Raw genomic sequence first — 22,074 nt, forward strand, 5'->3', positions numbered from 1 at the left:
TGCGCGTCAGCGCGGGCTCCTAGCTCAGACCCCCTGTCAGCCGGGCGTCAGCGAAATGGATACCGGGGCGGACTACGCTGATTCCCGTGATTGACCTGAAGGTACTGCGCGAGGACCCGGAGGCGGTGCGTGCGTCACAGCGCGCCCGTGGTGAGGATGAGCAACTGGTCGACCAGTTGCTGTCTGCCGACGAGCGTCGCCGCAGTTCCGTCTCCAGGGCTGACACGTTGCGGGCCGAGCAGAAGGCGTTCGGCCGCCAGGTCGGCAAAGCCAAGGGCGAGGAGCGCGACGCGCTGCTGGCCAAGGGCAAGGAGATGGCCGCCGAGGTCAAGGCCGCCGAGGCCGAGCAGACCGAGGCCGCCGAGGCGGTCACCCGGCTGCACCGCGTGATCCCCAACCTGGTCCATTCGGCCGTGCCCGCCGGTGGCGAGGACGACTACGTCGTGCTCAAGCACGTCGGTGAGCCGAAGAAGCTCGACTTCGAGCCCGCCGACCACCTCGACCTGCTGACCAAGCTGGGTGGGGTGGACATGGAGCGCGGCGCGAAGGTGTCGGGCTCGCGGTTCTACTTCCTCACCGGCGTCGGCGCGCAGCTCCAGCTCGCCCTGCTGAACATGGCCGTGCAGCAGGCGGTCGCCAACGGGTTCCAGGTGATGATCACGCCGTCGCTCGTGCGTCCGGAGATCATGGACGGCACCGGCTTCCTCGGCGCCCATTCGAGCGAGGTGTACCGCCTCGCCGACGACGACCTGTACCTCGTCGGCACGTCGGAGGTGCCGCTCGCCGGGTACCACGCGGACGAGATCCTCGACCTGTCGGCCGGGCCGCGCCGGTACGCGGGCTGGTCGTCGTGCTACCGGCGGGAAGCCGGGTCGTACGGCAAGGACACGCGGGGCATCATCCGCGTGCACCAGTTCGACAAGGTCGAGATGTTCGTCTACACCAAGCCGGAGGACGCCGAGGCCGAGCACGCCCGGCTGCTGGCCTGGGAAGAGGAGATGCTGCACAAGATCGACGTGCCGTATCGCGTGATCGACACGGCAGCGGGCGACCTGGGCACGAGCGCGGCGCGCAAGTTCGACTGCGAGGCGTGGTTCCCGTCGCAGCAGGCGTACCGGGAGCTGACGTCCACTTCGAACACCACGACGTTCCAGGCGCGCAGGCTCAACGTCCGCTACCGCGACGAGAACGGCAAACCGCAGATCGCCGCGACTCTCAACGGCACGTTGGCCACCACGCGGTGGATCGTCGCGATCGTCGAGAACCACCAGCAGGCCGACGGGTCGGTCGTCGTCCCGGAGGCGTTGCGGCCGGGCCTTGGCGGTATCGAGGTCTTCGAACCGAAGGCGTGACACGAAAAGGGGCCCCGGGCAAGGGCCCCTTTCCTCATCCCTTCACGCAGATCACCTGCTTGAGCTTCGCGACGACCTCGACCAGGTCGGACTGGTTGCGGATGACCTCGTCGATGTCCTTGTACGCCGCGGGGATCTCGTCGACCACGCCGGCGTCCTTGCGGCACTCGACGCCCGCGGTCTGCGCCGCGAGGTCCTTCGCGCTGAACCTCTTCTTGGCCTTGGTCCGTGACATGCGGCGGCCCGCGCCGTGCGACGCCGACTCGAACGAGTCCGGGTTTCCCAGGCCACGAACGATGTACGACCCCGTGCCCATCGAGCCGGGGATGATGCCCATGTCACCCCGGCCCGCGCGGATCGCGCCCTTGCGGGTGACCATCACCTCGGTGTCGAAGTGCGTCTCCTCCGCCACGTAGTTGTGGTGGCACGAGATCGGCTTGTCGTACGTCACCTGCGGGAACTGCGCGCTCAGCACCGAGCAGACCAGGCGCAGCATGACCGCGCGGTTGCGGCGTGCGTAGTCCTGTGCCCAGTACAGGTCACGGCGGTACGCCTCCATCTCCGGCGTCTTGGCCAGGAACACCGCCAGGTCGCGGTCCGGCAGCTCGGCGTTGTGCGCCAGGCCCCGGGCGACCGCGATGTGGTGCTGCGCGAGGATGTTGCCGACCCCGCGCGAGCCGGAGTGCAGCATCACCCAGACCTGCTGCGTGGTGTCCAGGCAGACCTCGATGAAGTGGTTGCCGCCGCCGAGCGTGCCCATCTGGTGCAGTGCCCGAGCCCGGTCGAAGCCACCGGCCAGCGTGCCGAAGTCGTTCCAGAAGGCGCCCCAGTCACCGGCGTCGCGTCCGTCGAACACGGTCGCCTTGTGCATCGAGAAACCGACGGGCACGGCCTGTTCGATCTCCGACCGGATCCGGCCGAGGTCGTCGGGCAGGTCCGACGCGCGCAGCGAGGTCCGCACGGCCGCCATGCCGCAGCCGATGTCCACACCGACCGCCGCGGGCGACACCGCGTCTCGCATGGCGATCACGGACCCGACTGTCGCGCCCTTGCCGTAGTGCACGTCCGGCATCACCGCGACGTGCTTGAAGGCCCAAGGCAGCGCGGAGATGTTGTGCAACTGGCGCATGGCGTGCTCCTCGACCTCCTCGGGCCGAGTCCAGAGTCGGATGTCCACGTTCTTGCCGCGGATCACGGTTGCGTTCACGGGATTCAGGCTAGGTCAGCGCACCAAGCGGATTTTCGCCTTCGGTGACAACTCGGTCACAGAAGGAATTGACCCCTAACACCTCGTATCTGGGCGCGGGGTGCCGTCTCTTCTCTTATCGGGGAGGCCAGCGGCGAGGAGGCACGAATGTCCGTGAGTGCGTTGGCGGAACGCGAGGACACGAGGACGCGGAGTGGGGAGCCCGTGGACGAGATCGTGCTCAACGCCGTTGTCGAGGCGGCCGTGTCGGGGGACACGGCCGCCACGGAATGGCTTTTGGCGTACGTCCGGCCGTTGGTCCTGCGCTACTGCCAGGCGCGGATCGGGGGGCATCGAACGGCCATCTCGGTCGACGACGTGGCGCAGGAGGTGCTGCTGGCGCTGTTCCGGGCCCTGCCCGGGTACCGCAACCAAGGCAGGCCGTTCCTGGCGTTCGTGTACGGCATCGCAGGTCACAAGGTCGCCGACGCCCGGCGCAACGCCGCACGGGTGTCCGCGGCGCTGTCCGTGCCGGAGATCCCGGACGTGCCGAGTTCGGAGGCGACGCCGGAGCAGCACGCGCTGCAGTTCGAGCTGACCAGCCGGATGGAGCAGCTGCTGCGCAAGGTGTTGTCGCCGCGGCAGCACGAGATCCTGGTACTGCGGCTGGTGGTGGGCCTGTCGGCGGAGGAGGTCGCCGACGTGATGGGCTCGACGCCCGGCGCGATCAGGGTGGCGCAGCACAGGGCGCTGACCCGGCTGCGCAAGGTCGTCACCCGCGACTGACAGGGGGGAACCTGGTCTCGTTGCGGTCGATCTTGGCGTTGGCGGCCTTGACGAGGTCGACGTCCAGCACGTCGGCCAGCCGCACGAGGTAGATCAGGACGTCGGCGATCTCGTCGGAGATGTTCGCGGCGAGATCGGGGTCGTCCATGGCGGCAGCCGCCTGCTCTGGCGTGAGCCACTGGAACAGGCTGACCAGCTCGCCTGCCTCACCGGACAGCGCCATCGCCAGGTTCTTCGGTGTGTGGAACCGGTGCCAGTCCCGCGTCGTGGCGAAGTCACGCAAGCGTGTGCTCAAGTCGGTGAGGCTCATGCTCTCAATGGAACACCGGGCGGGCGGCGACGGTGGCGGCGGCCTTCTTCGTGGCCAGCTTCTGCTCGGCCACCTTGCGGTGGCGGACGCGGCGGCGCTGCGCCAGCCAGCCGTCCAGTTCGACGATGACCGGGCCGAGGGCCATCAGCAGGACCAGCGTCACTCCGACGACTGCTCCGATCCAGGTCAACACCAGTGCGACCATTGCTTTCTCCCGTCTGCTCGTTGCTGGTACCAGCTTGGCCCGCGGGCACCCCTCGCCGAATCGGCCGAAGAGCCATCCACAGCCGCCACATGGCCATGACCAGGCAATACGCAGCTCAGGGCAGCCACGGACCCCCGGGCGCACCGGTTTCTGTCAGACCCCCGGCGTAACGTGAAATCAGGGGTTCCCCCAGGGCTGTTGCTGTTTCGGTGGTGGCTGTCCTGCGGCGTTTTCGGCGCGGCTGACCCGTGGCTGGCGGGGTTGTCGTCCTCGGGGTCGGGGTCGGGGATGTCCCGGTTGGCCGATCGGCCGAGGGACGCGCGCCGGATGACCGAGGCGAAACCGGCGGTGAAGTGCGAAGCTTTCGTTCCGTGACGGTGTCCCCTGTCCAGCCGAGGACCACGCAGTGGCTGCTGACCCTGCTCGCCGGCTCTTTCCTCATCGACGTGCTGCTCACGGTCGACAACGGCAAGACCACGCTCGGCGCGCTACCAGGTGCGGCGTTGTTGGGGCTGTGCGCGCTGCTGGGGGTCAAGCAGCCGGTGCAGGGGGCTGTCGGGGGCTCGTTCGTCCTGCTGGTGTCCACCGCGTTCATCAGGCTCTCGCACACCCAGCCCGAGTCGATCAGCATCAACGACATCCTGCTGACCGAGGTGGCGGCCGGGATCACGCTCGTCGTCCTCGTCGTGTGGCGGACGCCGCCGATCACCGCCGCTCTGTGCACCGCGTCGCTGGTGGGGGTGGCTGTGCTGGCGACGTTCTTCCGGACAGGCAAGTGGTCGGCGTCGGGCAACATGCGGTCGCTCCAACTGGGGTTGCTGATCCTCGTCGGCGCCGTCCTCGTCGGCGTCTACCTGCGGTCGGTGAGCGGGCGGCGCACGGAGACGCAACTCGGTGCCCTCATCCGCAGGCAGTGGCCGTTGGCCGCCGCGCTGACGTTGATGCTGTTCCTCGACTTGCGGATCGGCGGCACGACGAACCAGGTGTTCGCGCTCGGGGGCGCGGTCATCGCGTCGGTGTGCGCGTTCTTCGCGCCACGCGCACCGGTCGTCCTGAGCCTGATCGCGACAGCCGCGATCGCGTTGAGCCCGTTCGTGATGTTCGCGGGCGGGATCCTGCCAGGGCGGATGACCGGCGGCGGACCGGTGCTCACGGAGATCGCGGCGAGCATGGCGCTGATCGCGTTCACGGTCCGGTGGGCGCCCAGATGGCCCGCTGTCTTCAGCACGGCCGCGCTCGCGTTGGCGACCTTCCTGGCACTGCAGCTGCGCGAACTGCTCGACCGCACCCGGGTCAGCTCCAACGCCGACGAATTCAGTCTCTACTTGGCTGTTCTGCTCGTCGTGGCGGTGGCGACCGGGATGTACTTCCGGTCACGGGACCGGGAACGGACCCAGTCCGTGCGGTCGGCGGTGAGCGGCGCGCAGCAGAGCGAACGGCTGGCGTTGGCCCGGGAGTTGCACGACGTCGTGGCACACCACGTGACGGGCATCGTCGTGCAGGCACAAGCCGCGGCCCTGGTGTCCGCGAAGGACCCGCAGGTGGCCGTGAAGGCGCTGGCGAAGATCGAAACCAGCGGAGTCGAGGCGCTGAAGGCCATGCGCTTCCTGGTGGCCAGCATGCGGGGGGCCAAACCCGCCGGTACGTCCGAGGCGACCGAACAGGCCACGACGGACCTCACGGCCGACCTGCGCGCCATGATCGAGAACTTCAGCGGCCCCGCGGTCCGGCTCAACCTCGACGTGCCGCAGGTCGTGCCGCAGGAGGTCGGCAGATCGGTGTTGCGGCTGGTCCAGGAGTCGCTGACGAACGTGGGCAAGCACGCCCTCGGCGCCACCGCGGTCTTCGTCGACGTCGTCACGTCGGCGGCGGAGATCCACGTCAAGGTGGCCGACAACGGAACAGGCAGACGCCAAGATCCAGTCGGCGGGTCGGGCGGATACGGTCTGGTCGGAATGCGTGAACGCGTCGAGTTGCTAGGTGGCCGGTTCGCCGCCGGCCCGGCCGACCCCGTCGGCTGGCAGGTCGACGCATGGCTGCCGGTAGGGGAAGAAGAGGACGCCACGTGACGATCCGCGTGCTGATCGCCGACGACCAGGAGATGGTCCGGGCCGGATTCCGGATGATCCTGGAGACGCAGGACGACATCGAAGTCGTCGCGGACGTGCCGGACGGCAGGGAGGCGGTCGCCAAGGCGACCGAACTGCGGCCGGACGTGTGCCTGCTGGACATCCGGATGCCGGGCATCGACGGGCTGGAAGTGACCAGGATCCTCGCCGGGCCAGGCGTGGCGGACCCGCTGAAGGTCGTCGTGGTGACCACGTTCGACCTCGACGAATACGTCCACACCGCGCTCGCCAACGGCGCCAGCGGCTTCCTGCTCAAGGACGCGGGCCCGGCACTGCTGCTCGAGGCAGTGCGCGCGGCCGTCCGCGGCGACGCGCTGATCTCACCGCAGATCACCGTCCGCCTCCTCGAGCACTTCGCGGCCCCACCCGTGAAGGCGGCGGCCAAGACGGACATCAGCCTCACCGAACGGGAGCAGGACGTGGTGCGCGCGGTCGCCCGTGGCCTGACCAACACCGAGATCGGCAACGAGCTGTTCATGTCGTTGTCGACGGTGAAAACCCACCTCGCCGCGGTCCAGTCCAAGATCGACGCCCGCAACCGGGTGGAGGTGGCAGCGTGGGCCTGGCGAACCGGCCTGATGAACTAGTCGCCCGTCGCTAGTCGCTGTACTTCTTCGACTTCAGCGTCACGGGTTCCTTCGGGTCGAGCACGGTCCCCGCTCGGGGCACCTGCTCGACCACGACCCAGTTGCGGTCGATGATCAGCGCGCGCGATCTGCCGGTCGCGTCTTCTTCCTTGAGCTTGTAGAAGCCCGACGCCTGCAAGGTGTCCTGGGCTTCCTGGTGGTTCTTGCCGGTCACATCCGGCACGACGTGACCACTCGGCGCCTTCGTGCCAGGTACCACTGTCTGGCCGACAACCGCCTCAGCCGGTGCGGGCGGTGGTGGCGCCGGTGGTGGCGGCGACGAGCACGCAGCGAGCATCAGAAGCCCTACCAGCAGTGCTTTTCGCACGCGTGCCACCTCACTTCACAGCGGAACCCGCGACCCACGCGGACCACGAGACAGCCCAGTCCCCGTAAGTGTCCCAGACCGGCAGCTGTGGCCCGCCGGAATTGGTCACCTCGACCACGTCGCCGAGGCCGAAGTGGTCGAAGAACCACTGGGCGTTCGCCGCGTTGAGGTTGATGCAGCCGTGGGACACGTTGGAGCTGCCCTGCTGGCCGACGCTGTTGGGGTTCTCGTGGACGAACTCGCCGTCGTTGGAGATGCGTTCGGCGAAGTGTTCCAGCGACTTGTACGCCTGCGGCCCCGAGCAGACGCCGTACGTGCACGAGTCCATCGTGTAGTCGCGCTGCTTGTCGGAGATGACGTGGGCGCCGAGGTGGGTCGGCGTGGCGTCCTTGCCCATGCTGATCGGCATGGTCTTGACCAGGTTTCCGTTCTGGAAGATCTGCATCTGCTCGGTGTTGCCGTCCGCCTTGGCCACCCACGAGTCGTGCACCTTCAGGTTCAGGTCGCGGTCGGTCTGCCCGTACGTGCCGCCGCCGAGGTCGACGCCGTAGACGCCCGCGTGCACCTTGATCGTGGTGCCCGCCTGCCAGTAGTTCTGCGGGCGGTAGTGCACTTCGCGCTTGGTGATCCAGTACCAGCCGCCGGTCTGGGCAGGCGTCGACGTGACCGTCAGTGCTTTCTCGGCCGCTGCCTTGTCGGTGATGTCCTTGTCGAACTTCACCACGATCGGCTGGCCGACGCCGACCTCCGTGATGCTGGGCGCTGGAATGAACGAGGGAAACGCGGTCGCCCGGGGTGCGAGTGTTTTCACGGTCGACTTCTGTTCGGTTTTCTTGCCGTCCGGCGCCACTCCGTCGGCGACGACGTCATACGCCGCGCCGTACGCCAGCACCTCGCTTGAGGTCCACGAAGTTTTATCTTCGGAAAAGGAACCCTTTACCTTTGTTCCTTTGCTCGAATTCGTGACGGTGACCGCGTCGAGTGTGCCGCCGGTCGCGTGCACGACGATCGGCTTTGTCGGGGCGTTTCCGTCTCCACCTGGGGTGATGTCGAGCTTGACCTCCGGCGCGGACGTCGGTGACCCGCCTGAGGCCCCGGCCGCGCCCGGCGTTTCGTCCGAACTGCAGGCGCCCACAACAAGGGCGACGGCCAACAGCGCCCCGGTTACCATTGCTTTGCCTGTGCTTGACATTTCCCCGCCATTCTCAGCGACCACTGTAGTTCCACTTAACAGGACGCTTCTTGGCAGAAAAAGTTCACCCCTATCTCGTTGCTCACAACCGGCAGGGGGGCCGGGCTGCGCCACGAGACAGGGGTCTGGGCCGACCGATCAGGTCCGCTGAATCGTCTTCACACTCAACTGCTGGCCAGGCGGGTTGCCCGCGCAGCCGGTGCCGGCCAGCGGCACGAAGACCGACGCGGTCTCCTGCGGCGGGTACACGCGCAGGCCGCGGACGTCGGTCGGCTTGCACACCGCCGGGTCGAAGTTGCCGACCTGCACGAAGCCGACCGGGGCGGACGCGCTGGCGCCGGGCGCGAGCTTGATCGCGTCGCCCTTGTTGCCGACGCGGACCGCGGCGGGGCCGACCTGATGGCCGTCGTCACCGGTCACATAGGACACTCCGGGGAAGCCCTGGATGGTGCACGGTGCGGAGCCCGAGTTGGTGAAGACCAGGTTGCGGTAGACGGTGCCCGCGGCGCCGTCTCCCCCGCTGACGCTGAGCTTCAGGCTGGCCGCCTTGCACAGGCCGTCCGCGGCGGGCGCCGGTGCGCCTGTCTGCGCCGGCGCCTCCGAGGTGGAGGGCGGCGTCGCCGACTCGGACGGTTGCGCGGACGGGCTGCCCGGTGGGCTCGACGGCTGAATCGATTCGATCGAGGGAACCTGTGGCGTCGTGTCCGGCGCGGGCGTACCGCTGCACGCCGCCAGCAAGAGCAAGCTGCTCGCCGCCAGGATTCCGATCTTCGGGACGTTCATGACGTTCGCCTCCAGCGTTTCGTTCTCTGGATGCCCACTGTGAGGACGTACCGAAACCCATCTTGGTTGCGTGAGAGCTTCACCATACGAACGCGGCTATCCGCTCCTGGCGGTCGTCCAGCACCGTGAGCAGGCCACTTAAGTTCACCACCCTGCGAGAACGCGTTCACACGTCGTTCGTCGAGGCACCGGAGGCTGCTGACCCATGACTGACCTCTCCCGCCGCCGCCTGCTCGCCCTGTCCGGTGGTGTCGCCGCCGGATCGCTGTTGCCGCCGTCCGTGCACGCCGCACTGGCCGAGCCGTTCCGGCCGGGCGGCCTCGGCGCGATCGAGCACGTGGTGATCCTGATGCAGGAGAACCGGTCGTTCGACAACTACTTCGGCACCCTCCGTGGCGTGCGGGGCTTCGGCGACCCCTCGGCGTTGAAGGGCGTCTTCGAGCAGGACGGCGTGCTGCCGTTCTCCGCGCGTGAGGCCGCCAGGCGCGCGAACCGCCCCGGCAGTGACATCCAGTACCTCGGGTCACTCGACCACAGCTGGGACGGTGGCCAGGCCGCGTGGGCCAACGGCTGGAACAACGGCTGGGTCCCGGCCAAGTCGAAGTCCACAATGGCGTACTACGACCGCAAGGACATCCCGTTCCAGTACGAACTCGCCGAGACGTTCACGTTGTGCGACGCCTACCACTCGTCGGTGTTCGGACCGACCAACCCGAACCGGCTGTTCATGTGGAGCGGCAACGTCGGCTACGAACCGGGCACGAACCGGCGCGTTGTGGACAACGACGCCTACGACGAGGACAACCACCCAGGTTACTCGTGGACGACGTACGCCGAACGCCTCGAATCCCGTGGTGTCTCGTGGAAGACCTACCAGGAGTGGGACAACTACCAGGACAACGCGCTCGAGTTCTTCGTCCGGTTCAAGGAGATCGCGCGCAAGGCGTTGCGGCCGCTGGGCCTCAAGAGCATGGATCGCTTCTACGCCAACCTGTTCAAAGCCGCTCCGGCCGAACGGGACGAACTGCTCAAGCAGCTGGCCGCAGGTGTGCGAACGCTCGACAGGACCGAGCGTTCGCTCTACGACCGGGCACTGGCCCGCGTGCGGCCCGGTGAACTGGCCAAGGCGTTCCGTGCGGACGTCGAGTCGGGCAAGCTGCCGAAGGTCTCCTACCTGGTGCCGTCGGCGGCCGACTCCGAGCATCCGTCGGCGTCGTCACCCGCGGCGAGCGCGAAGCTGACCTACGACATCCTCGACGCCATCGCCTCGAACCCCAAGGTGTGGGCCAAGACGGCCCTGATCCTCACGTTCGACGAGTTCGACGGCTACTTCGACCACGTGCCGCCGCCGGTCCCGCCGACCGCGCGCACCGAGGAGTTCACCGACGGCAAGCCGATCGGCTTCGGCTTCCGCGTCCCGACGACAGTCGTGTCACCGTGGTCGGTCGGCGGGTACGTCGCGTCGGAGACGTTCGACCACACGTCGATCATCCAGTTCCTGGAGCGCTGGACAGGCGTGCACGAGTCGAACATCAGCCCGTGGCGCCGGACCGTCGCGGGTGACCTGACCTCCGCGTTCGACTTCCGGCACGCGGGCCGCAGGCCACAGGTGGACAAACCGGCCGCGGTCCCGGCGCCGGTGCCGCGCTGGAAGGCCGCGCCGCCCGACGAGCAGGCGCTTCCCCAGCAGGAACCGGGAACCCGGCCCGCACGACCGGTGCCGTACCGCCCGGAGGCGTGGGCGAAGCTGGAAGGCCGGACCCTGGTGCTGACGTTGCGCAACTTCGGCACGCGCAGCGCGCACTTCGCGGTCTACCCGTACGGCAAGGAGTTCGCCAACCCGAGGCACGTCGACGTCCTCGGCCTGCAGATCGTGCGGATCCCGTTGCCCGGCAAGGACTACAACATCGAGGTGCACGGCCCCGCCGGATTCCGCCGCACCTTCACCTCGTGAGTGTTCAGACGGGTTAGAACCCCGGCGCGAACACTCACGAGTGGGGTAGGTCGACGCCGGTCCATTCGATGCAGTTCCAGCCGTCGCCGTTGGCCTCCAGCAGGACGTGACCGGTGTTCGGCAGCACGCCGACGTTGGCGAGCTGACCGGTCACGTTCTCGGCCAGCCACTCCGCGCCGAGCCGGATCACGCCGCCGTGGCTGACCAGGACGACCAGGCAGTCCTCGTCGTCCTGATGATCGTGACGGTGGTTGTCCCGGATCAGCCCGACGGCGTCGGTGAACCGGGCTCGGATCTCCGCGCCGCTCTCGCCGCCGGGCATCCTGGCGTCCAGGTCGTCGTTGGTCCAGCGCAGGTAGATCTCGAAGAACTCCTGCAGCGCGGCGTCGTCGGTGCGGCCTTCCAGGTCGCCGACGAACACCTCGTGCACGCCTTCGACCACCTGGACCTCCAGGCCGTGGGCGGCGGCGATCGGCGCGGCCGTCTGCTGCGCGCGCGTGGCCTGGCTGGCGTAGACCGCCACCGGCTTGTCCGGCAGGGTGGCCGCGAAGTCGGCGGCCTGCTGGTGGCCCTCCTCGGTGAGCGGCGCGCCGGGCAGGCTCGTGTCGAGCGCGCGCTTGAGATTGGCCGCGGTCTGGCCGTGACGGACGAGCAACAGCCGCATCAGAGGCCTTCCCGGATCTTGGCCACCCACGCGGCCGCGGCCTGGTAGTCGGCGTCGGTCGACCTCGGCGGCGCCTCGGACGGGGACCGGTCGGCCTTGGGGTACGACCCGAGGAACCGGACCTGCTTGCTGATCCGGTGCAGCGTGGCCAGCGCGTCGGCGACCCGCTGCTCGGCGATGTGCCCGTCGAAGTCCAGGTAGAAGCGGTACTCGCCGAACAGGCCACGCAGCGGCCGTGACTCGATGCGCGTCAGGTTGATCCCGCGCAGCGCCAGTTCGGACAACGTCGCGGCCAGCGACCCCGGCTCGTCGTGCGCGATGATCACAGCCAGCGACGTGCGGTCGTGACCCGTGGGCCGTGGCGGGTTGCCGGGTTTGCTCAGCAGCAGGAACCGGGTGACCGCGGTGTCGACGTCGGCCACGTCCGTGGCCAGCTCGACCAGCGGGTAGTGCATGACCGCGACGGGCGCGGACACCGCCGCGTCGAACTCGCCCTCGTTGACCTGCACCGCCGCGGCGGCCGTCGACGTGGTCGCGACGGGGATCGCGTTGGGCAGGTTGTCGGTGATCCAGTGACGCACCTGGGCGATCGCGTGCGGGTGTGAGGCGACGGTCTTGACGTCCTCGGCTTGGACACCGGCACGGGTCAGGATCGAGAACCGCACGGGCAGGACGGCCTCGCCCACGGCGTGCAGCGGCTCGTCGTCGGCCATCGCGTCCATCGTCGCGGTCACGGCGCCTTCGACGGAGTTCTCCACCGGAACACACCCGGCGTCGACCTCACCCGCACGCACCGCGGCGAGTACCAACGGGACTGTCTCCACTGGGACGAACTCGGCGTCCCCGAAGCCGCGGGCGGCCTGTTCGGTGAAGGTTCCACGTGGACCGAAGTAGGCGATTCGTGACACTGGACAACCATAGGGCACTTGATGGCGGTTCCCGTGCTGTCCCTGGCCTGACATTCTGGTAGGCGTGACCGCCGAATCGGAGGCAAGTACCGAACGCCTGTCGGGTTCGTATTCGCTGGAGTTGGTGCTGTGCGCGGTTGACGAGCCGCTCGCGCTCGCGTGGGAGGCGGCGGCGCGACAGCGCCACGGCATACGCGTGCACCACGGTTCGGTGCTCGATGTCTCGGCGCAGGCAGTGGTCAGCCCGGCGAACTCGTTCGGCTGGATGCGGGGCGGTGTCGACGCGGTCTACGCGCAGGTGTTCCCCAACATCGAACAGACCGTGCGCAGCGCCGTCCTGGCGTTCCACGGTGGCGAGCTGCCGGTGGGCGAGGCGTTGATCGTGCCGACGGGCGCTCCGATGCCGTCGTGGCTCATCAGCGCGCCGACCATGCGTGAGCCGGGCGAGCAACTGCCTGAGGACACCGTGCATCCCTATCTCGCCGCGCGGGGCGTGTTCCGGCTATGGCAGAACGGCCACCTCGACGAGGGCGTGCTCATTCGCGACGTCATCCGCACAGTCGCCGTTCCCGGGTTGGGGACAGGTGTGGGTGGTGTGTCGCCTGAGACGTGCGCCCGTCAGGTCATGGCCGCGTGGGACGAAGTGTTCTCACAGGAGTGATTCCATCTCCAGCTCGTCCCGTACCGGGATGCCGTGGTTGCCGATCAGCGGAATCTGCGGCTTGATCACGAGTGCCGCCTCGATGGCCCCCACCCGCAGCTCGCGCAACCGGTAGCCGCGCCGTCCGCCGCACGGTAGGCGTTGAGGGTGACGAGGTCCGCGGTCTCGCCTTCGACGTGGGTACGTGAGCAACCCGACAATGTCGCCGTCCTGTGAGGCGATTAATCCAAGTAACGGGGACGCGTCGTGGACACGGGCGGGCCCGACGACAACCCTTGGCGAGCCCCAGCTTTCGGTCAGCAACTGCACGACCCGCGACTGGTCATGGAGGTCGACGGACCGCAGCGTGTAGTTCGTCACAGCGCGAGCTTGCCAGTCACCACCTACCGTTAACTACGAGTTTTCCCTGCTTCGGCGAGGAGTGGCGCGATGGCGCGCGTGCGTGACCTGACCCCGTATGTGGAATTGCATCGGGAGCAGTGGCGAGAGCTCCGCAAATCGACGCCCCTGCCGTTGTCGGCAGGCGATCTGACCCGACTGCGCGGCCTGAACGACCCGGTGGACCTCAGTGAGGTCGCCGAGGTCTACCTGCCGTTGTCGCGGTTGATCAACCTCCAGGTGCAGGCCCGCCAACGGCTGTCCGACGCGACCGCGACCTTCCTCGGCGAGTCGGAGAAGGTGCCGTTCATCATCGGCGTCGCGGGCAGCGTCGCGGTCGGCAAGTCCACCACGGCACGGGTGCTGCGCGCGCTGCTGGCTCGCTGGCCGGACCACCCGAAGGTCGAACTGGTCACCACGGACGGGTTCCTGTGGCCGCGCGCGGAGTTGCTCCGACGCGGGATCATGCACCGCAAGGGCTTCCCGGAAAGCTACGACCGCAGGGCGCTGCTGCGGTTCGTCTCGGAGATCAAGTCGGGCGCGCCGGAGGTGCGGGCACCGGTCTACTCGCACCTGCTCTACGACATCGTGCCCGGCGAGGAGCAGGTGGTCCGCCGTCCGGACATCCTGATCGTCGAGGGCCTGAACGTGCTCCAGCCGGGGCCGCGGCTGACCGTCGCGGACCTGTTCGACTTCTCGATCTTCGTCGACGCGCACACCGAGGACGTGGCGCGCTGGTACGTCGAGCGGTTCCTGACCCTGCGGCACACCGCGTTCGCCAACCCCGAGTCGCACTTCCACCACTACGCCGCCCTGAACGACGAGGAGGCGCGGCGTGAGGCGATGCAGCTGTGGACCGGGATCAACGAGCCGAACCTGACGCAGAACATCCTGCCCACCCGCCCGCGCGCGACTCTGGTGCTGCGGAAAGGGCCGGATCACAACGTCTGCCGAGTCCGCCTCCGTAAGCTCTAGGTATGACCGTCCGGTTGCTGCTTGTCGATGACCACGAGGTGGTCCGCCGGGGGCTGCGCGACCTGCTCAACGGCGAGAAGGACATCGAGGTCGTCGCCGAGGCGGGTTCTGTCGGCGAGGCGGTGGTACGTGCCACGGCCAGCACACCCGATGTCGCGATCGTGGACGTGCGCCTGCCGGACGGCAACGGCGTCGAATTGTGCCGGACGCTGCGCGCGTTGCCCAACGGGCCGCGTTGCCTCGTGCTCACGGCGTTCGACGACGAAGAAGCGCTCGTCGGCGCGATCATGGCCGGGGCGTCGGGGTATCTGCTGAAGCAGGTCCGTGGGCATGACCTGGTGAAGGCCGTGCACGAAGTGGCGCAGGGGCGCTCGCTGCTGGACCCGGTCACGACCGCGCGCGTGCTCGACCGCATGCGCCGGGCCGCCGACTCGGACGAGTTGAACGCGTTGACCGAACGGGAGCGCAAGGTCCTGGAGCTGATCGGTGAGGGCCTGACCAACCGGCAGATCGCCGAGCAGCTGTTCCTCGCGGAGAAGACCGTGAAGAACTACGTGACCTCGGTCCTGGCGAAACTCGGGATGGAGCGGCGCACGCAGGCCGCCGCGTGGGTGGCCCGCCGCTCAACGCGCTAGCGGCACCGTCCACGTCACGGTCGTGCCCGTGCGGGCGCTGGAGCGGACGTCACAGTGCCCGCCTGCCTGTTCGGCGCGTTCCCGCAGGTGGTTGAGGCCGCGCTGGGTGACGCCGGGCGGGATGCCGCAGCCGTTGTCGATCACGTGGAACTCCAGGTCTTGCTGGGTGACCTTGAGCTGGACGCGGACGCTGCTCGCGCCGGAGTGCCGCACGACGTTGGACAGCGCCTCCCGCAGGGCGGCCCTGGTGTGGTCGGCGACATCTCCTGGCACGGTCGCGAGGTCGCCGAGGAGGTCGAGCCGTGGCGTGAACCCGAGCAGCTCCCCCGCGGTGGCGACCTCCGAGCGGACGGTCTCGGCGAGATCCATCGGCTCGGTCGGGTCCGGGTTGAGCAGGGCGCGGACGGTGCCCCTGATCTCGGCGATGGTGGCGTCGAGCTGGTCGACGGCGTCGGCGAGCCGGGCGGCATCGGCCTTGGCCAACCGTTTGGCAGGCCGCCTGACCAGCAGGTCCAGCTGCATCCCGGCGCCGTACAGCCGCTGCACGATCACGTCGTGCAGGTTGCGCGCGATCTTCTCCCGCTCCTCGAGTACGGCGACCCGCTGCCGGGCGTTGGATCCCTCGGCGAGCACGAGCACCATCCCGGCCTGCGCGGCGAACGCCGTGAGTACCTCGACCGTCGGTGGCGCAAACGGTTGCGCGCCCCGCTTGCGGTAGACGGTCAACGCTCCCAGCCTGCGCTCCCGCGTGCCGAAGGGCGCGGCGGCGAACGGCCCGAACCCCCAGAGCTCCTTCGGCACGAACGGCGACGTCCGCGGGTCGGTGGTGACGTCGTCGACCACCATCGGGATACCGCTGCGCGCCACCCGCGCCGCACTGGACCGCGTGGACAGCACCAGCCCGACCGGGTTCTCCACGATGGCCGTGCCGTGCGCGGCCTCGACCGTGAGCCGCCCGTCCTCACCACGCGCCATCACCAGACCGAGATCGGCCTCCGCGAGCTCGGCGGCGACCGCCACGACCATGGCGAGAACCGCCTCGGGGTCGTCACCGGACAACGCGGCCGTGGCGATCTCAGTGGACGCGGTCAAAGCCCGCGCGGCAAGAGTCGGATCCATAATCGTCAACAAGGCTATGCCACCCGACCAGCGTCGACGCGGACGACCATGTCAGCCGCAGCGGCCTCCTCAGGCCGGTGCGTGACGTGCACGAGAGTCCGCCCCTTGAGCTTCGCGGCCAGGTCCGTGAGAACAGTCCTGGCGGTGGGCACGTCGAGGTGGGCGGTGGGCTCGTCGAGAATGACGATGTCGGCCTCCGGCGCGGCGACCAACGCCCTCGCCAGCGCCAGCCGTTCGGCCTCACCGCCGGACACCATGCCGACGAGGCTGTCCAACCGGTGCCCCCACTGCGCGAGCCCGGCATCGGTCAACGCCTGGACGAGGAGTTCATCGGACGCGTCAGGGGCGCCGACGCGGAGGTTCTCACGGATGGTGGTGGAGACGAGTTGCGGCTCCTGCGGGCACCACGCGACCTTGTGGGGGACGTGCGCGGTGCCTTTCTCGGCGGGGAGGAAGCCGAGCAGCAACGCCAGCAGCGTCGACTTCCCCGCGCCGGACGGGCCGACCACGGCGACGTGACTGCCTTCGGGGATGGTCAGGGTGACGTCCCGCAGGCTGGGTTCGGCCGCCCCGGGCCAACGGACATCGACACCGGCCAACCGAACGGCCGCCGGACCCGAACCCGGACCGACACCAATCGCCACGCCGCCCGACTCGTCCCGCACCGACGGCACCATCGTCAAATCCGGTTGTCCACAACCCGCCAGTAGCCCTTCCGACCTGCTGCTACCCCGATAGACTGGAGCGGGGACGCCCCCCGGGTTGGGTGGGGGACTGTGTGTGGGGGTTTTGGTGGAAACGGGGCTGCGGGTGGGAGCTCTGGTCGCGGTTGGATTTGCTGTGGGGGCTTGGGCTGGAATCGGGTGTTCGGTGCGGGCTGGTGCCGTTTCTGGTTGGGCGGCTTGGGTTCTGGCGTAGGCGGCGGTGAGGGCTTCCCTGTGCTGCCAGGCCGGTGGGAGCAGGGCGAGGACCTCCGCCAGGGCCAACGGGACCAGGGCCAGTACCGGGTTTCCTGTCGTCGCACCGAACGCCGCTGCCAGGCCGGTGGCGAGGGTGATCAGGCCGGTTGCCGCTCCCGCGCCGAAAGCCTGCGTGCGCGCCTGGCGGACCAGTGCCGCGTCGATGCGCTTGAGTTCGGCGCGGCGTTGTGTGGCGGCACCGAACACGATGAGCTCAGGCGCGGCCTCAAGCAACGTGAGGACGTCGGCGGCGACACGGCGGCGTCCGGAAGCGAGCACTGTGGTGGCGCGGCGTTCGAGGAAACCGGCGAGAACAGGCGCGCCAATACCGCCCACCAACACGGCACAAGCGAGAACAACTCCAGCAACCGGGGACAGTGCGAACTGGACCGCAACCGCCACACTGCACACAACCCCCGCGATGATCGGCGGCACGAGCACACGCGGCGTGAGGTCCCTGACGGTGTCCACGTCGTCCACCAGTCGGCGCAACCCCTCGCCACGGGCCAGGCCTGCGGTGCGTGCCGGGCCCAGAGCGACCAGCCGTTGCCACAGCGCCACGCGTAGGGAGGCGGCGCGGCGGAACGCGGCGTCGTGGGTGACGAGACGTTCGAGGTAGCGCAATCCCGCGCGCGCCAGGCCGAAGGTGCGGACGCCGACGATCGCCACCATCAAGGTGAGGATCGGTGGCTGGGTGGCGGCCTTGGCGATCAGCCACGCCGACACCGCCGTCAACGCGACACCGCTGGCCAGCGCCAAAGCTCCGATCAGGGCGCCGAGCAGTTCACGGCGGGTGATCCGGAGCCGGGGCGCCTTGCCCGCGGCGGACGGCGAGGTCGAGACGATGACCGTCGACTGTGGAGTCTCGTCGGCGAGTGCGACGTCGCGGTGGGTGGCCAGCAGAACGGCCACGCCGTCGGACGCGGCCGAGTACACCGCGCGCATCACGAGGCTGGCGGTGGCGCTGTCCAGGTGCGCGGTCGGTTCGTCGAGCAGCAGGACTCGGGCGCCGCGCTTGACCCGCAGCAGCGCACGGACGATGGCGACGCGTTGGCGTTCTCCTGTGGACAACTCGATGACCTTGCGGTCGATCAGGTGTTCGGCGGCGACCGTCGACGCGACCTCGCGCATCTCGTCCGCGCTGGGCAGGACGTTTCGGTCGCTGAGAGCGAGCCGGAGTTCGTCGGCGACCGTCGTGGCGGCGAAGGCGGGACGTTGGGGGACCCACGCCACGATCCTGTGCCACGCCGCCAGGTCGGGAGCGCCGACCACGACAGACCCCGAGGAAGGCGAGACGAACCCCAGCAACGCCGCGATGACCGTGGACTTCCCGCCGCCGCTCGGCTGCGACAACCGGACGATCTCCCCTGGCCGCAACGAGAACGACAGTCCGTCCGGTGCGAAGCCGTCACGCCGGGCCACGCGCAGGTCTGTGACCGAAGCGACCACCGAGTCGGAGAACTGCGGGTCCACCGGAACCTCGCCGGGCAACGCGTGCACACGCCGGATCGCCTCGATGCCGTCCTCGCTGGCGTGGTGCGCCGCTCCCGCGGCGCGGAGCGGGAAGTAGCACTCCGGCGCCAGGATCAGCACGAACAGCCCGACCGCGAGCGTCAGGTCGCCGGAGACCAGGCGAACGCCGATGATCACCGCGACCACCGCCACCGACAGCGTCGCGATCAGTTCCAGCGCCAACGCCGACGAGAAGGCGACTCGCAGCGTGGCCAGGGTGGCGCGCCGGTGCTGGGCGGAAACGCGGCGGACCGCCTCGGCCTGGCGCTCGGCCCGCCGGAACGCGGTCAACACGGGCAAGGCGCGGATCATTTCCAGCAAATGCGCGGACAGGCGCGCTGTCGCGTCCGCTGATTCGGAAACCTTCGACGCGGTGTACTTGCCGATCAGGATCGCGAACAACGGCACAAGCGGCACGGTCAGCACGATCACGACGGCCGCGGGCCAGTCGATGAGAAGTATCGCCGCGCCGACGGACAACGGGACCACGGCGGCGCTGACCAATGCGGGCAGGTACACCGTGAAGTAGGCGTCGAGCGCGTCCAGGCCCTTGGTCACCAGCACGGTCAATGACGCGGCGCCTTGGGTGGAAATCCATTCCGGGCCGCGTGCCAAAGACGTGTCGAGGACCTTTGCCCGCAATTCCTCTTTGGCCCCCGCGGCGGCCCTGGCCGCGACGACTTGTGTTGCCCAGCTCAGCAGTGCCCGTACGACAACCGAACCGACGAGCACGACGAGCAATCCGCCGCCGGTCACCACGGAAGCGAGGGACCACGCCTGCGCGACCAGCGCCAAAGCGGACAGGAAACCGAGGACGAAACACAGGGCCAGTGCTCGGCGCGCCGATGCTGGCAGCGCGCCGAGCGGGCCCCTGCCCGACCGGTCCTTGGCGGGATTTCGCCGGTCGGCAGAGCTCATGGCACACGCACCGGGGGAATGTGCGCCGTGCCGATTCGTTTGCGGAACACCCAGTAGGTCCAGCCCTGGTAGACGAGCACGGCCGGGGCGCCGAACCCGGCGATCCACGTCATCACCTTCAACGTGTACGGGCTGGACGCGGTCGCCTCGATCGTCAGCGAGAACGCCGGATCCACAGTGGACGGGATGACGTTCGGGTACAGCGCGCCGAACAACGCGACGACCGACCCGACGATCACCATCGCCATCAGGGCGAACGCCCGTCCTTCGCGCCCCGCGGAGAGGAACACCAACGCCAGGATCGCGGCGATGACAACGAGTCCGACCACGAGCCATGTCCACGAAGAACCGGTGCGCATCTGCACGACCAGGAGCAGTCCCAGCAACGGCAGCAACGCCACCGGGCCGATCCGCAAAGCAAGACGGCGCGCCCGCGACCGTATATCCCCTTCGGTTTTCAACGCCACGAACACGGCCCCGTGCACGAGCGAGAAACCTACGATCGCGAGCGCGCCGAGCAGGGTTTCCCATTGGATCGAGGCGAACGCGGACCCCACCCGGTTACCGGCCGCGTCAATGGGCAACCCGAGCACGTTCCACGAGAGCAGCAGGCCGACGCCGAGCGCGGGCAGCCATGAGCCGACCACGATCACCCGGTCCCAATTGCGACGCCACCGCACCGAATCCACCTTGCCGCGGTACTCGAAGGCCACACCCCGGCCTATCAAACCCACGAGTACCGCGAGCAAGGGCAGGTACGCGGAACTCAACAATGTCGCGTACCAGCCTGGGAAAGCCGCGAACGTCGCACCGACGGCGACGATGAGCCACACCTCGTTGCCGTCCCACACCGGGCCGATGGTGTTCACCATCACCCGGCGTTCCTTCTCGTCCCTGCCGAGCACCGGCAGCAGCATCCCGACGCCGAAGTCGAAGCCCTCGAGGAACAGGTATCCCAGCCAGAAGAAGGCGATGATCAGAAACCAGACGAGTGCCAGGTCCATTGCGGGCTCCTAATACGCGAAGGCGAGTTCGTCGTCGGACTTCTTCTCCGCTGCCGGTTTGTCGGGCGGCATCACCCCGGCGATCCCGGCGCGCGCGTAGCGCCGCAACAGGAACACCTCCATCACCGCCAATGCCGCGTAGACCAGTGTCAGCACGATCAACGAGGTCAGCACTTCCCCGACGGTCAACCCGGAGACGCCGCGCGCGGTGAACATCCACACCCCGTCGACGCCGGTCGGATTGGGCACGACCACGAACGGCTGCCGTCCCATCTCCGTGAAGATCCACCCGAAGCTGTTGGCGAGGAAGGGCGTGGCGATCCCGGCGAGTGCCGCCCGGCGGAACCACGGCGACGCGGGCATCCGGCCTTTCCTGGTCAGCCACAACGCCGCGGCGGCCGCCAGCGCGGCCAGCGCGCCGAAACCGATCATGAAGCGGAAGCCCCAGTAGGTGACCGGGAGGTTCGGCACGTAGTCGATCGGCTGTCCGGACAGCTCGCCCAGCCGCGGGTCGACCGGGTAGAACTCGCCGTACTTGGCCTTGTACTCCTTGGTCAGGTCCTCGATTCCCTTGACCTCGCTGGTGAAGTCGTTGTGCGCGAGGAACGACAGCAGTGCGGGGACCGTGATCGACTTGACGTTCTCGCAGTCCGGCCTGGTCACGTCGCCGATCGCGAAGATCGAGAAGCTGGCCGGTTGTTCGGTGTGGCACAGCGCTTCCGCCGCGGCCATCTTCATCGGCTGCTGCTCGAACATCAGCTTGCCCTGGATGTCACCGGTCACCGCGAGCAGCGCGAACGAGACCATCCCGACCACGCCGCCGAGCTTCAGCGACGACCGCCACACCGCCGTTTCCTCGGAGCGGCGCCGCGTGAGGTGCCAGACGGCGACGCCGACCAGGAACGCGCCCGCGACGGCGAAACACCCGGCGATGGTGTGCGGGATCGCGGCGAGCGCGGTGTTGTTGGTCAGCAACGCCCAGATCGAGGTCAGCCTCGGCCGCCCGTCGACCATCTCGACGCCGACCGGGTGCTGCATCCACGAGTTCGCCGCCAGGATGAAGTACGCCGACGCGACCGTGGCCAGGGAGAACGCCCAGGCGCACGCCAGGTGGACCTTCTTGGGCAGCTTGTCCCAGCCGAAGATCCACAGGCCGAGGAACGTGGACTCGACGAAGAACGCGAGCAGCCCCTCCATCGCCAGCGGCGCGCCGAAAGCGTCACCGACGAACCGGGAGTACGCGCTCCAGGACATCCCGAACTGGAACTCCTGCACGATCCCGGTGACCACGCCCATGGCGAAGTTGACCAGCATCAACTTGCCCCAGAACTTGGTCATCTTGAGGTACTTCACGTCACCGGTGCGCACCCATGCCGTCTGCATCCCGGCGACGAGGATCGCGAGACCGATCGTCAGCGGGACCATCAGGAAGTGGTAGACGGTGGTGATGCCGAACTGCCACCGCGCCAGGTCGAGAACGTCCACACCAT

Annotated in this window: 20 protein-coding genes; 8 read left to right on the forward strand and 12 right to left on the reverse strand. The window is 68.5% G+C overall.

Annotated elements, in window-relative coordinates; genetic code table 11:
• The first annotated feature begins 86 nt into the window (after positions 1-86).
• Positions 87-1,352 (forward strand): serine--tRNA ligase, encoded by a 1,266-nt coding sequence (gene serS / locus ALI144C_RS42330; protein WP_076992927.1) that lies wholly within the window; start codon positions 87-89, stop codon positions 1,350-1,352.
• A 34-nt stretch (positions 1,353-1,386) separates the two neighbouring features.
• Here serS and ALI144C_RS42335 read toward each other — a convergent pair whose 3' ends face one another.
• The gene (locus ALI144C_RS42335) at positions 1,387-2,559 is read right to left on the reverse strand and encodes an RtcB family protein (protein ID WP_076992928.1); all 1,173 of its coding nucleotides are present in this window, start codon (positions 2,557-2,559) and stop codon (positions 1,387-1,389) included.
• 147 nt (positions 2,560-2,706) lie between these two features.
• Here ALI144C_RS42335 and shbA point away from each other — a divergent pair, with 147 nt between their 5' ends.
• Complete coding sequence (shbA, locus tag ALI144C_RS42340; protein WP_076992929.1) at positions 2,707-3,324, forward strand: RNA polymerase sigma factor ShbA; 618 nt, start codon at positions 2,707-2,709, stop codon at positions 3,322-3,324.
• On the opposite strand, the gene ALI144C_RS42345 is transcribed toward shbA, so the two are convergent.
• Together ALI144C_RS42345 and ALI144C_RS42350 are read right to left on the reverse strand one after the other, a co-directional pair.
• Positions 3,311-3,634 (reverse strand): nucleotide pyrophosphohydrolase, encoded by a 324-nt coding sequence (locus ALI144C_RS42345; protein ID WP_076992930.1) that lies wholly within the window; start codon positions 3,632-3,634, stop codon positions 3,311-3,313. The genes shbA and ALI144C_RS42345 overlap by 14 nt on opposite strands.
• Before the next feature lie 4 nt (positions 3,635-3,638).
• Entirely contained in the window at positions 3,639-3,839 is a 201-nt protein-coding gene (locus tag ALI144C_RS42350) for a hypothetical protein (RefSeq protein ID WP_076992931.1), read from the reverse strand.
• Between the two features lie 371 nt (positions 3,840-4,210).
• On the opposite strand from ALI144C_RS42350, the gene ALI144C_RS42355 reads away from it, so the two are divergent.
• Both ALI144C_RS42355 and ALI144C_RS42360 read left to right on the forward strand, forming a co-directional pair.
• Positions 4,211-5,908: a sensor histidine kinase gene (locus ALI144C_RS42355; protein WP_076992932.1), complete on the forward strand. Its 1,698-nt coding sequence runs from the start codon at positions 4,211-4,213 to the stop codon at positions 5,906-5,908.
• Positions 5,905-6,555, forward strand: coding sequence for a response regulator (locus ALI144C_RS42360; RefSeq protein WP_269086734.1), 651 nt, complete (start codon positions 5,905-5,907; stop codon positions 6,553-6,555). Before ALI144C_RS42355 ends, ALI144C_RS42360 begins: the two co-directional genes overlap by 4 nt.
• A 10-nt stretch (positions 6,556-6,565) precedes the next feature.
• Here ALI144C_RS42360 and ALI144C_RS56965 read toward each other — a convergent pair whose 3' ends face one another.
• The 3 genes from ALI144C_RS56965 to ALI144C_RS42375 form a co-directional block, all read right to left on the reverse strand.
• A complete protein-coding gene (locus ALI144C_RS56965) occupies positions 6,566-6,922 on the reverse strand; it encodes a PASTA domain-containing protein (RefSeq protein WP_237774585.1) in 357 nt (118 codons plus the stop codon).
• 10 nt (positions 6,923-6,932) lie between these two features.
• Positions 6,933-8,114: a L,D-transpeptidase gene (locus ALI144C_RS42370; protein WP_193441272.1), complete on the reverse strand. Its 1,182-nt coding sequence runs from the start codon at positions 8,112-8,114 to the stop codon at positions 6,933-6,935.
• Between the two features lie 138 nt (positions 8,115-8,252).
• Positions 8,253-8,897, reverse strand: coding sequence for a DUF4232 domain-containing protein (locus ALI144C_RS42375; RefSeq protein ID WP_076992936.1), 645 nt, complete (start codon positions 8,895-8,897; stop codon positions 8,253-8,255).
• A 205-nt stretch (positions 8,898-9,102) separates the two neighbouring features.
• Here ALI144C_RS42375 and ALI144C_RS42380 point away from each other — a divergent pair, with 205 nt between their 5' ends.
• Positions 9,103-10,851 carry a phosphocholine-specific phospholipase C gene (locus ALI144C_RS42380; protein WP_076992937.1) on the forward strand — a complete coding sequence of 583 codons (1,749 nt, stop codon included), beginning with the start codon at positions 9,103-9,105 and terminating at the stop codon, positions 10,849-10,851.
• A gap of 34 nt (positions 10,852-10,885) precedes the next feature.
• Here the strand turns inward: ALI144C_RS42380 and ALI144C_RS42385 are convergent, their stop codons facing one another.
• Both ALI144C_RS42385 and pheA read right to left on the reverse strand, forming a co-directional pair.
• Positions 10,886-11,515 carry a histidine phosphatase family protein gene (locus ALI144C_RS42385; RefSeq protein ID WP_076992938.1) on the reverse strand — a complete coding sequence of 210 codons (630 nt, stop codon included), beginning with the start codon at positions 11,513-11,515 and terminating at the stop codon, positions 10,886-10,888.
• The gene (pheA, locus tag ALI144C_RS42390; RefSeq protein WP_076992939.1) at positions 11,515-12,423 is read right to left on the reverse strand and encodes a prephenate dehydratase; all 909 of its coding nucleotides are present in this window, start codon (positions 12,421-12,423) and stop codon (positions 11,515-11,517) included. The genes ALI144C_RS42385 and pheA overlap by 1 nt, the downstream gene beginning before the upstream one ends.
• Before the next feature lie 64 nt (positions 12,424-12,487).
• Between pheA and ALI144C_RS42395 the strand changes: the two genes are divergently transcribed.
• The 3 genes from ALI144C_RS42395 to ALI144C_RS42405 all read left to right on the forward strand — a co-directional run bounded on the left by ALI144C_RS42395 (position 12,488) and on the right by ALI144C_RS42405 (position 15,072).
• Positions 12,488-13,084: a macro domain-containing protein gene (locus ALI144C_RS42395; protein ID WP_076992940.1), complete on the forward strand. Its 597-nt coding sequence runs from the start codon at positions 12,488-12,490 to the stop codon at positions 13,082-13,084.
• Between the two features lie 429 nt (positions 13,085-13,513).
• Entirely contained in the window at positions 13,514-14,437 is a 924-nt protein-coding gene (gene coaA / locus ALI144C_RS42400; protein ID WP_076992941.1) for a type I pantothenate kinase, read from the forward strand.
• A gap of 2 nt (positions 14,438-14,439) precedes the next feature.
• Entirely contained in the window at positions 14,440-15,072 is a 633-nt protein-coding gene (locus ALI144C_RS42405; RefSeq protein WP_076992942.1) for a response regulator, read from the forward strand.
• Here ALI144C_RS42405 and ALI144C_RS42410 read toward each other — a convergent pair.
• From ALI144C_RS42410 to ALI144C_RS42425, 4 genes are read right to left on the reverse strand one after another with little or no spacing between them, the layout of a single operon-like run.
• Positions 15,061-16,191, reverse strand: coding sequence for a GAF domain-containing sensor histidine kinase (locus tag ALI144C_RS42410; protein WP_076992943.1), 1,131 nt, complete (start codon positions 16,189-16,191; stop codon positions 15,061-15,063). The two genes, ALI144C_RS42405 and ALI144C_RS42410, sit on opposite strands and share 12 nt — an antisense overlap.
• Positions 16,192-16,205: 14 nt before the next feature.
• The gene (gene cydD, locus ALI144C_RS42415; RefSeq protein ID WP_083753888.1) at positions 16,206-19,580 is read right to left on the reverse strand and encodes a thiol reductant ABC exporter subunit CydD; all 3,375 of its coding nucleotides are present in this window, start codon (positions 19,578-19,580) and stop codon (positions 16,206-16,208) included.
• Entirely contained in the window at positions 19,577-20,584 is a 1,008-nt protein-coding gene (gene cydB, locus ALI144C_RS42420; protein WP_076992944.1) for a cytochrome d ubiquinol oxidase subunit II, read from the reverse strand. Before cydB ends, cydD begins: the two co-directional genes overlap by 4 nt.
• A 9-nt stretch (positions 20,585-20,593) precedes the next feature.
• On the reverse strand, positions 20,594-22,069 hold the full coding sequence (locus tag ALI144C_RS42425; protein WP_076992945.1) for a cytochrome ubiquinol oxidase subunit I: 1,476 nt from the start codon (positions 22,067-22,069) through the stop codon (positions 20,594-20,596).
• Positions 22,070-22,074 lie beyond the last annotated feature (5 nt).

Origin of the sequence: Actinosynnema sp. ALI-1.44 (assembly GCF_001984155.1) — a bacterium.
Lineage (GTDB): Bacteria > Actinomycetota > Actinomycetes > Mycobacteriales > Pseudonocardiaceae > Kibdelosporangium.

Coding starts and splice junctions, on each gene's coding strand:
- coaA (WP_076992941.1), top strand. CDS start 13,514: ATGGCGCGCGTGCGTGACCTGACCCCGTATGTGGAATTGCATCGGGAG.
- ALI144C_RS42380 (WP_076992937.1), top strand. CDS start 9,103: ATGACTGACCTCTCCCGCCGCCGCCTGCTCGCCCTGTCCGGTGGTGTC.
- ALI144C_RS42350 (WP_076992931.1), bottom strand. CDS start 3,839: ATGGTCGCACTGGTGTTGACCTGGATCGGAGCAGTCGTCGGAGTGACG.
- cydD (WP_083753888.1), bottom strand. CDS start 19,580: ATGAGCTCTGCCGACCGGCGAAATCCCGCCAAGGACCGGTCGGGCAGG.
- ALI144C_RS42385 (WP_076992938.1), bottom strand. CDS start 11,515: ATGCGGCTGTTGCTCGTCCGTCACGGCCAGACCGCGGCCAATCTCAAG.
- cydB (WP_076992944.1), bottom strand. CDS start 20,584: ATGGACCTGGCACTCGTCTGGTTTCTGATCATCGCCTTCTTCTGGCTG.
- ALI144C_RS42375 (WP_076992936.1), bottom strand. CDS start 8,897: ATGAACGTCCCGAAGATCGGAATCCTGGCGGCGAGCAGCTTGCTCTTG.
- shbA (WP_076992929.1), top strand. CDS start 2,707: ATGTCCGTGAGTGCGTTGGCGGAACGCGAGGACACGAGGACGCGGAGT.
- ALI144C_RS42405 (WP_076992942.1), top strand. CDS start 14,440: ATGACCGTCCGGTTGCTGCTTGTCGATGACCACGAGGTGGTCCGCCGG.
- ALI144C_RS42370 (WP_193441272.1), bottom strand. CDS start 8,114: ATGTCAAGCACAGGCAAAGCAATGGTAACCGGGGCGCTGTTGGCCGTC.
- ALI144C_RS42410 (WP_076992943.1), bottom strand. CDS start 16,191: ATGGATCCGACTCTTGCCGCGCGGGCTTTGACCGCGTCCACTGAGATC.
- ALI144C_RS42345 (WP_076992930.1), bottom strand. CDS start 3,634: ATGAGCCTCACCGACTTGAGCACACGCTTGCGTGACTTCGCCACGACG.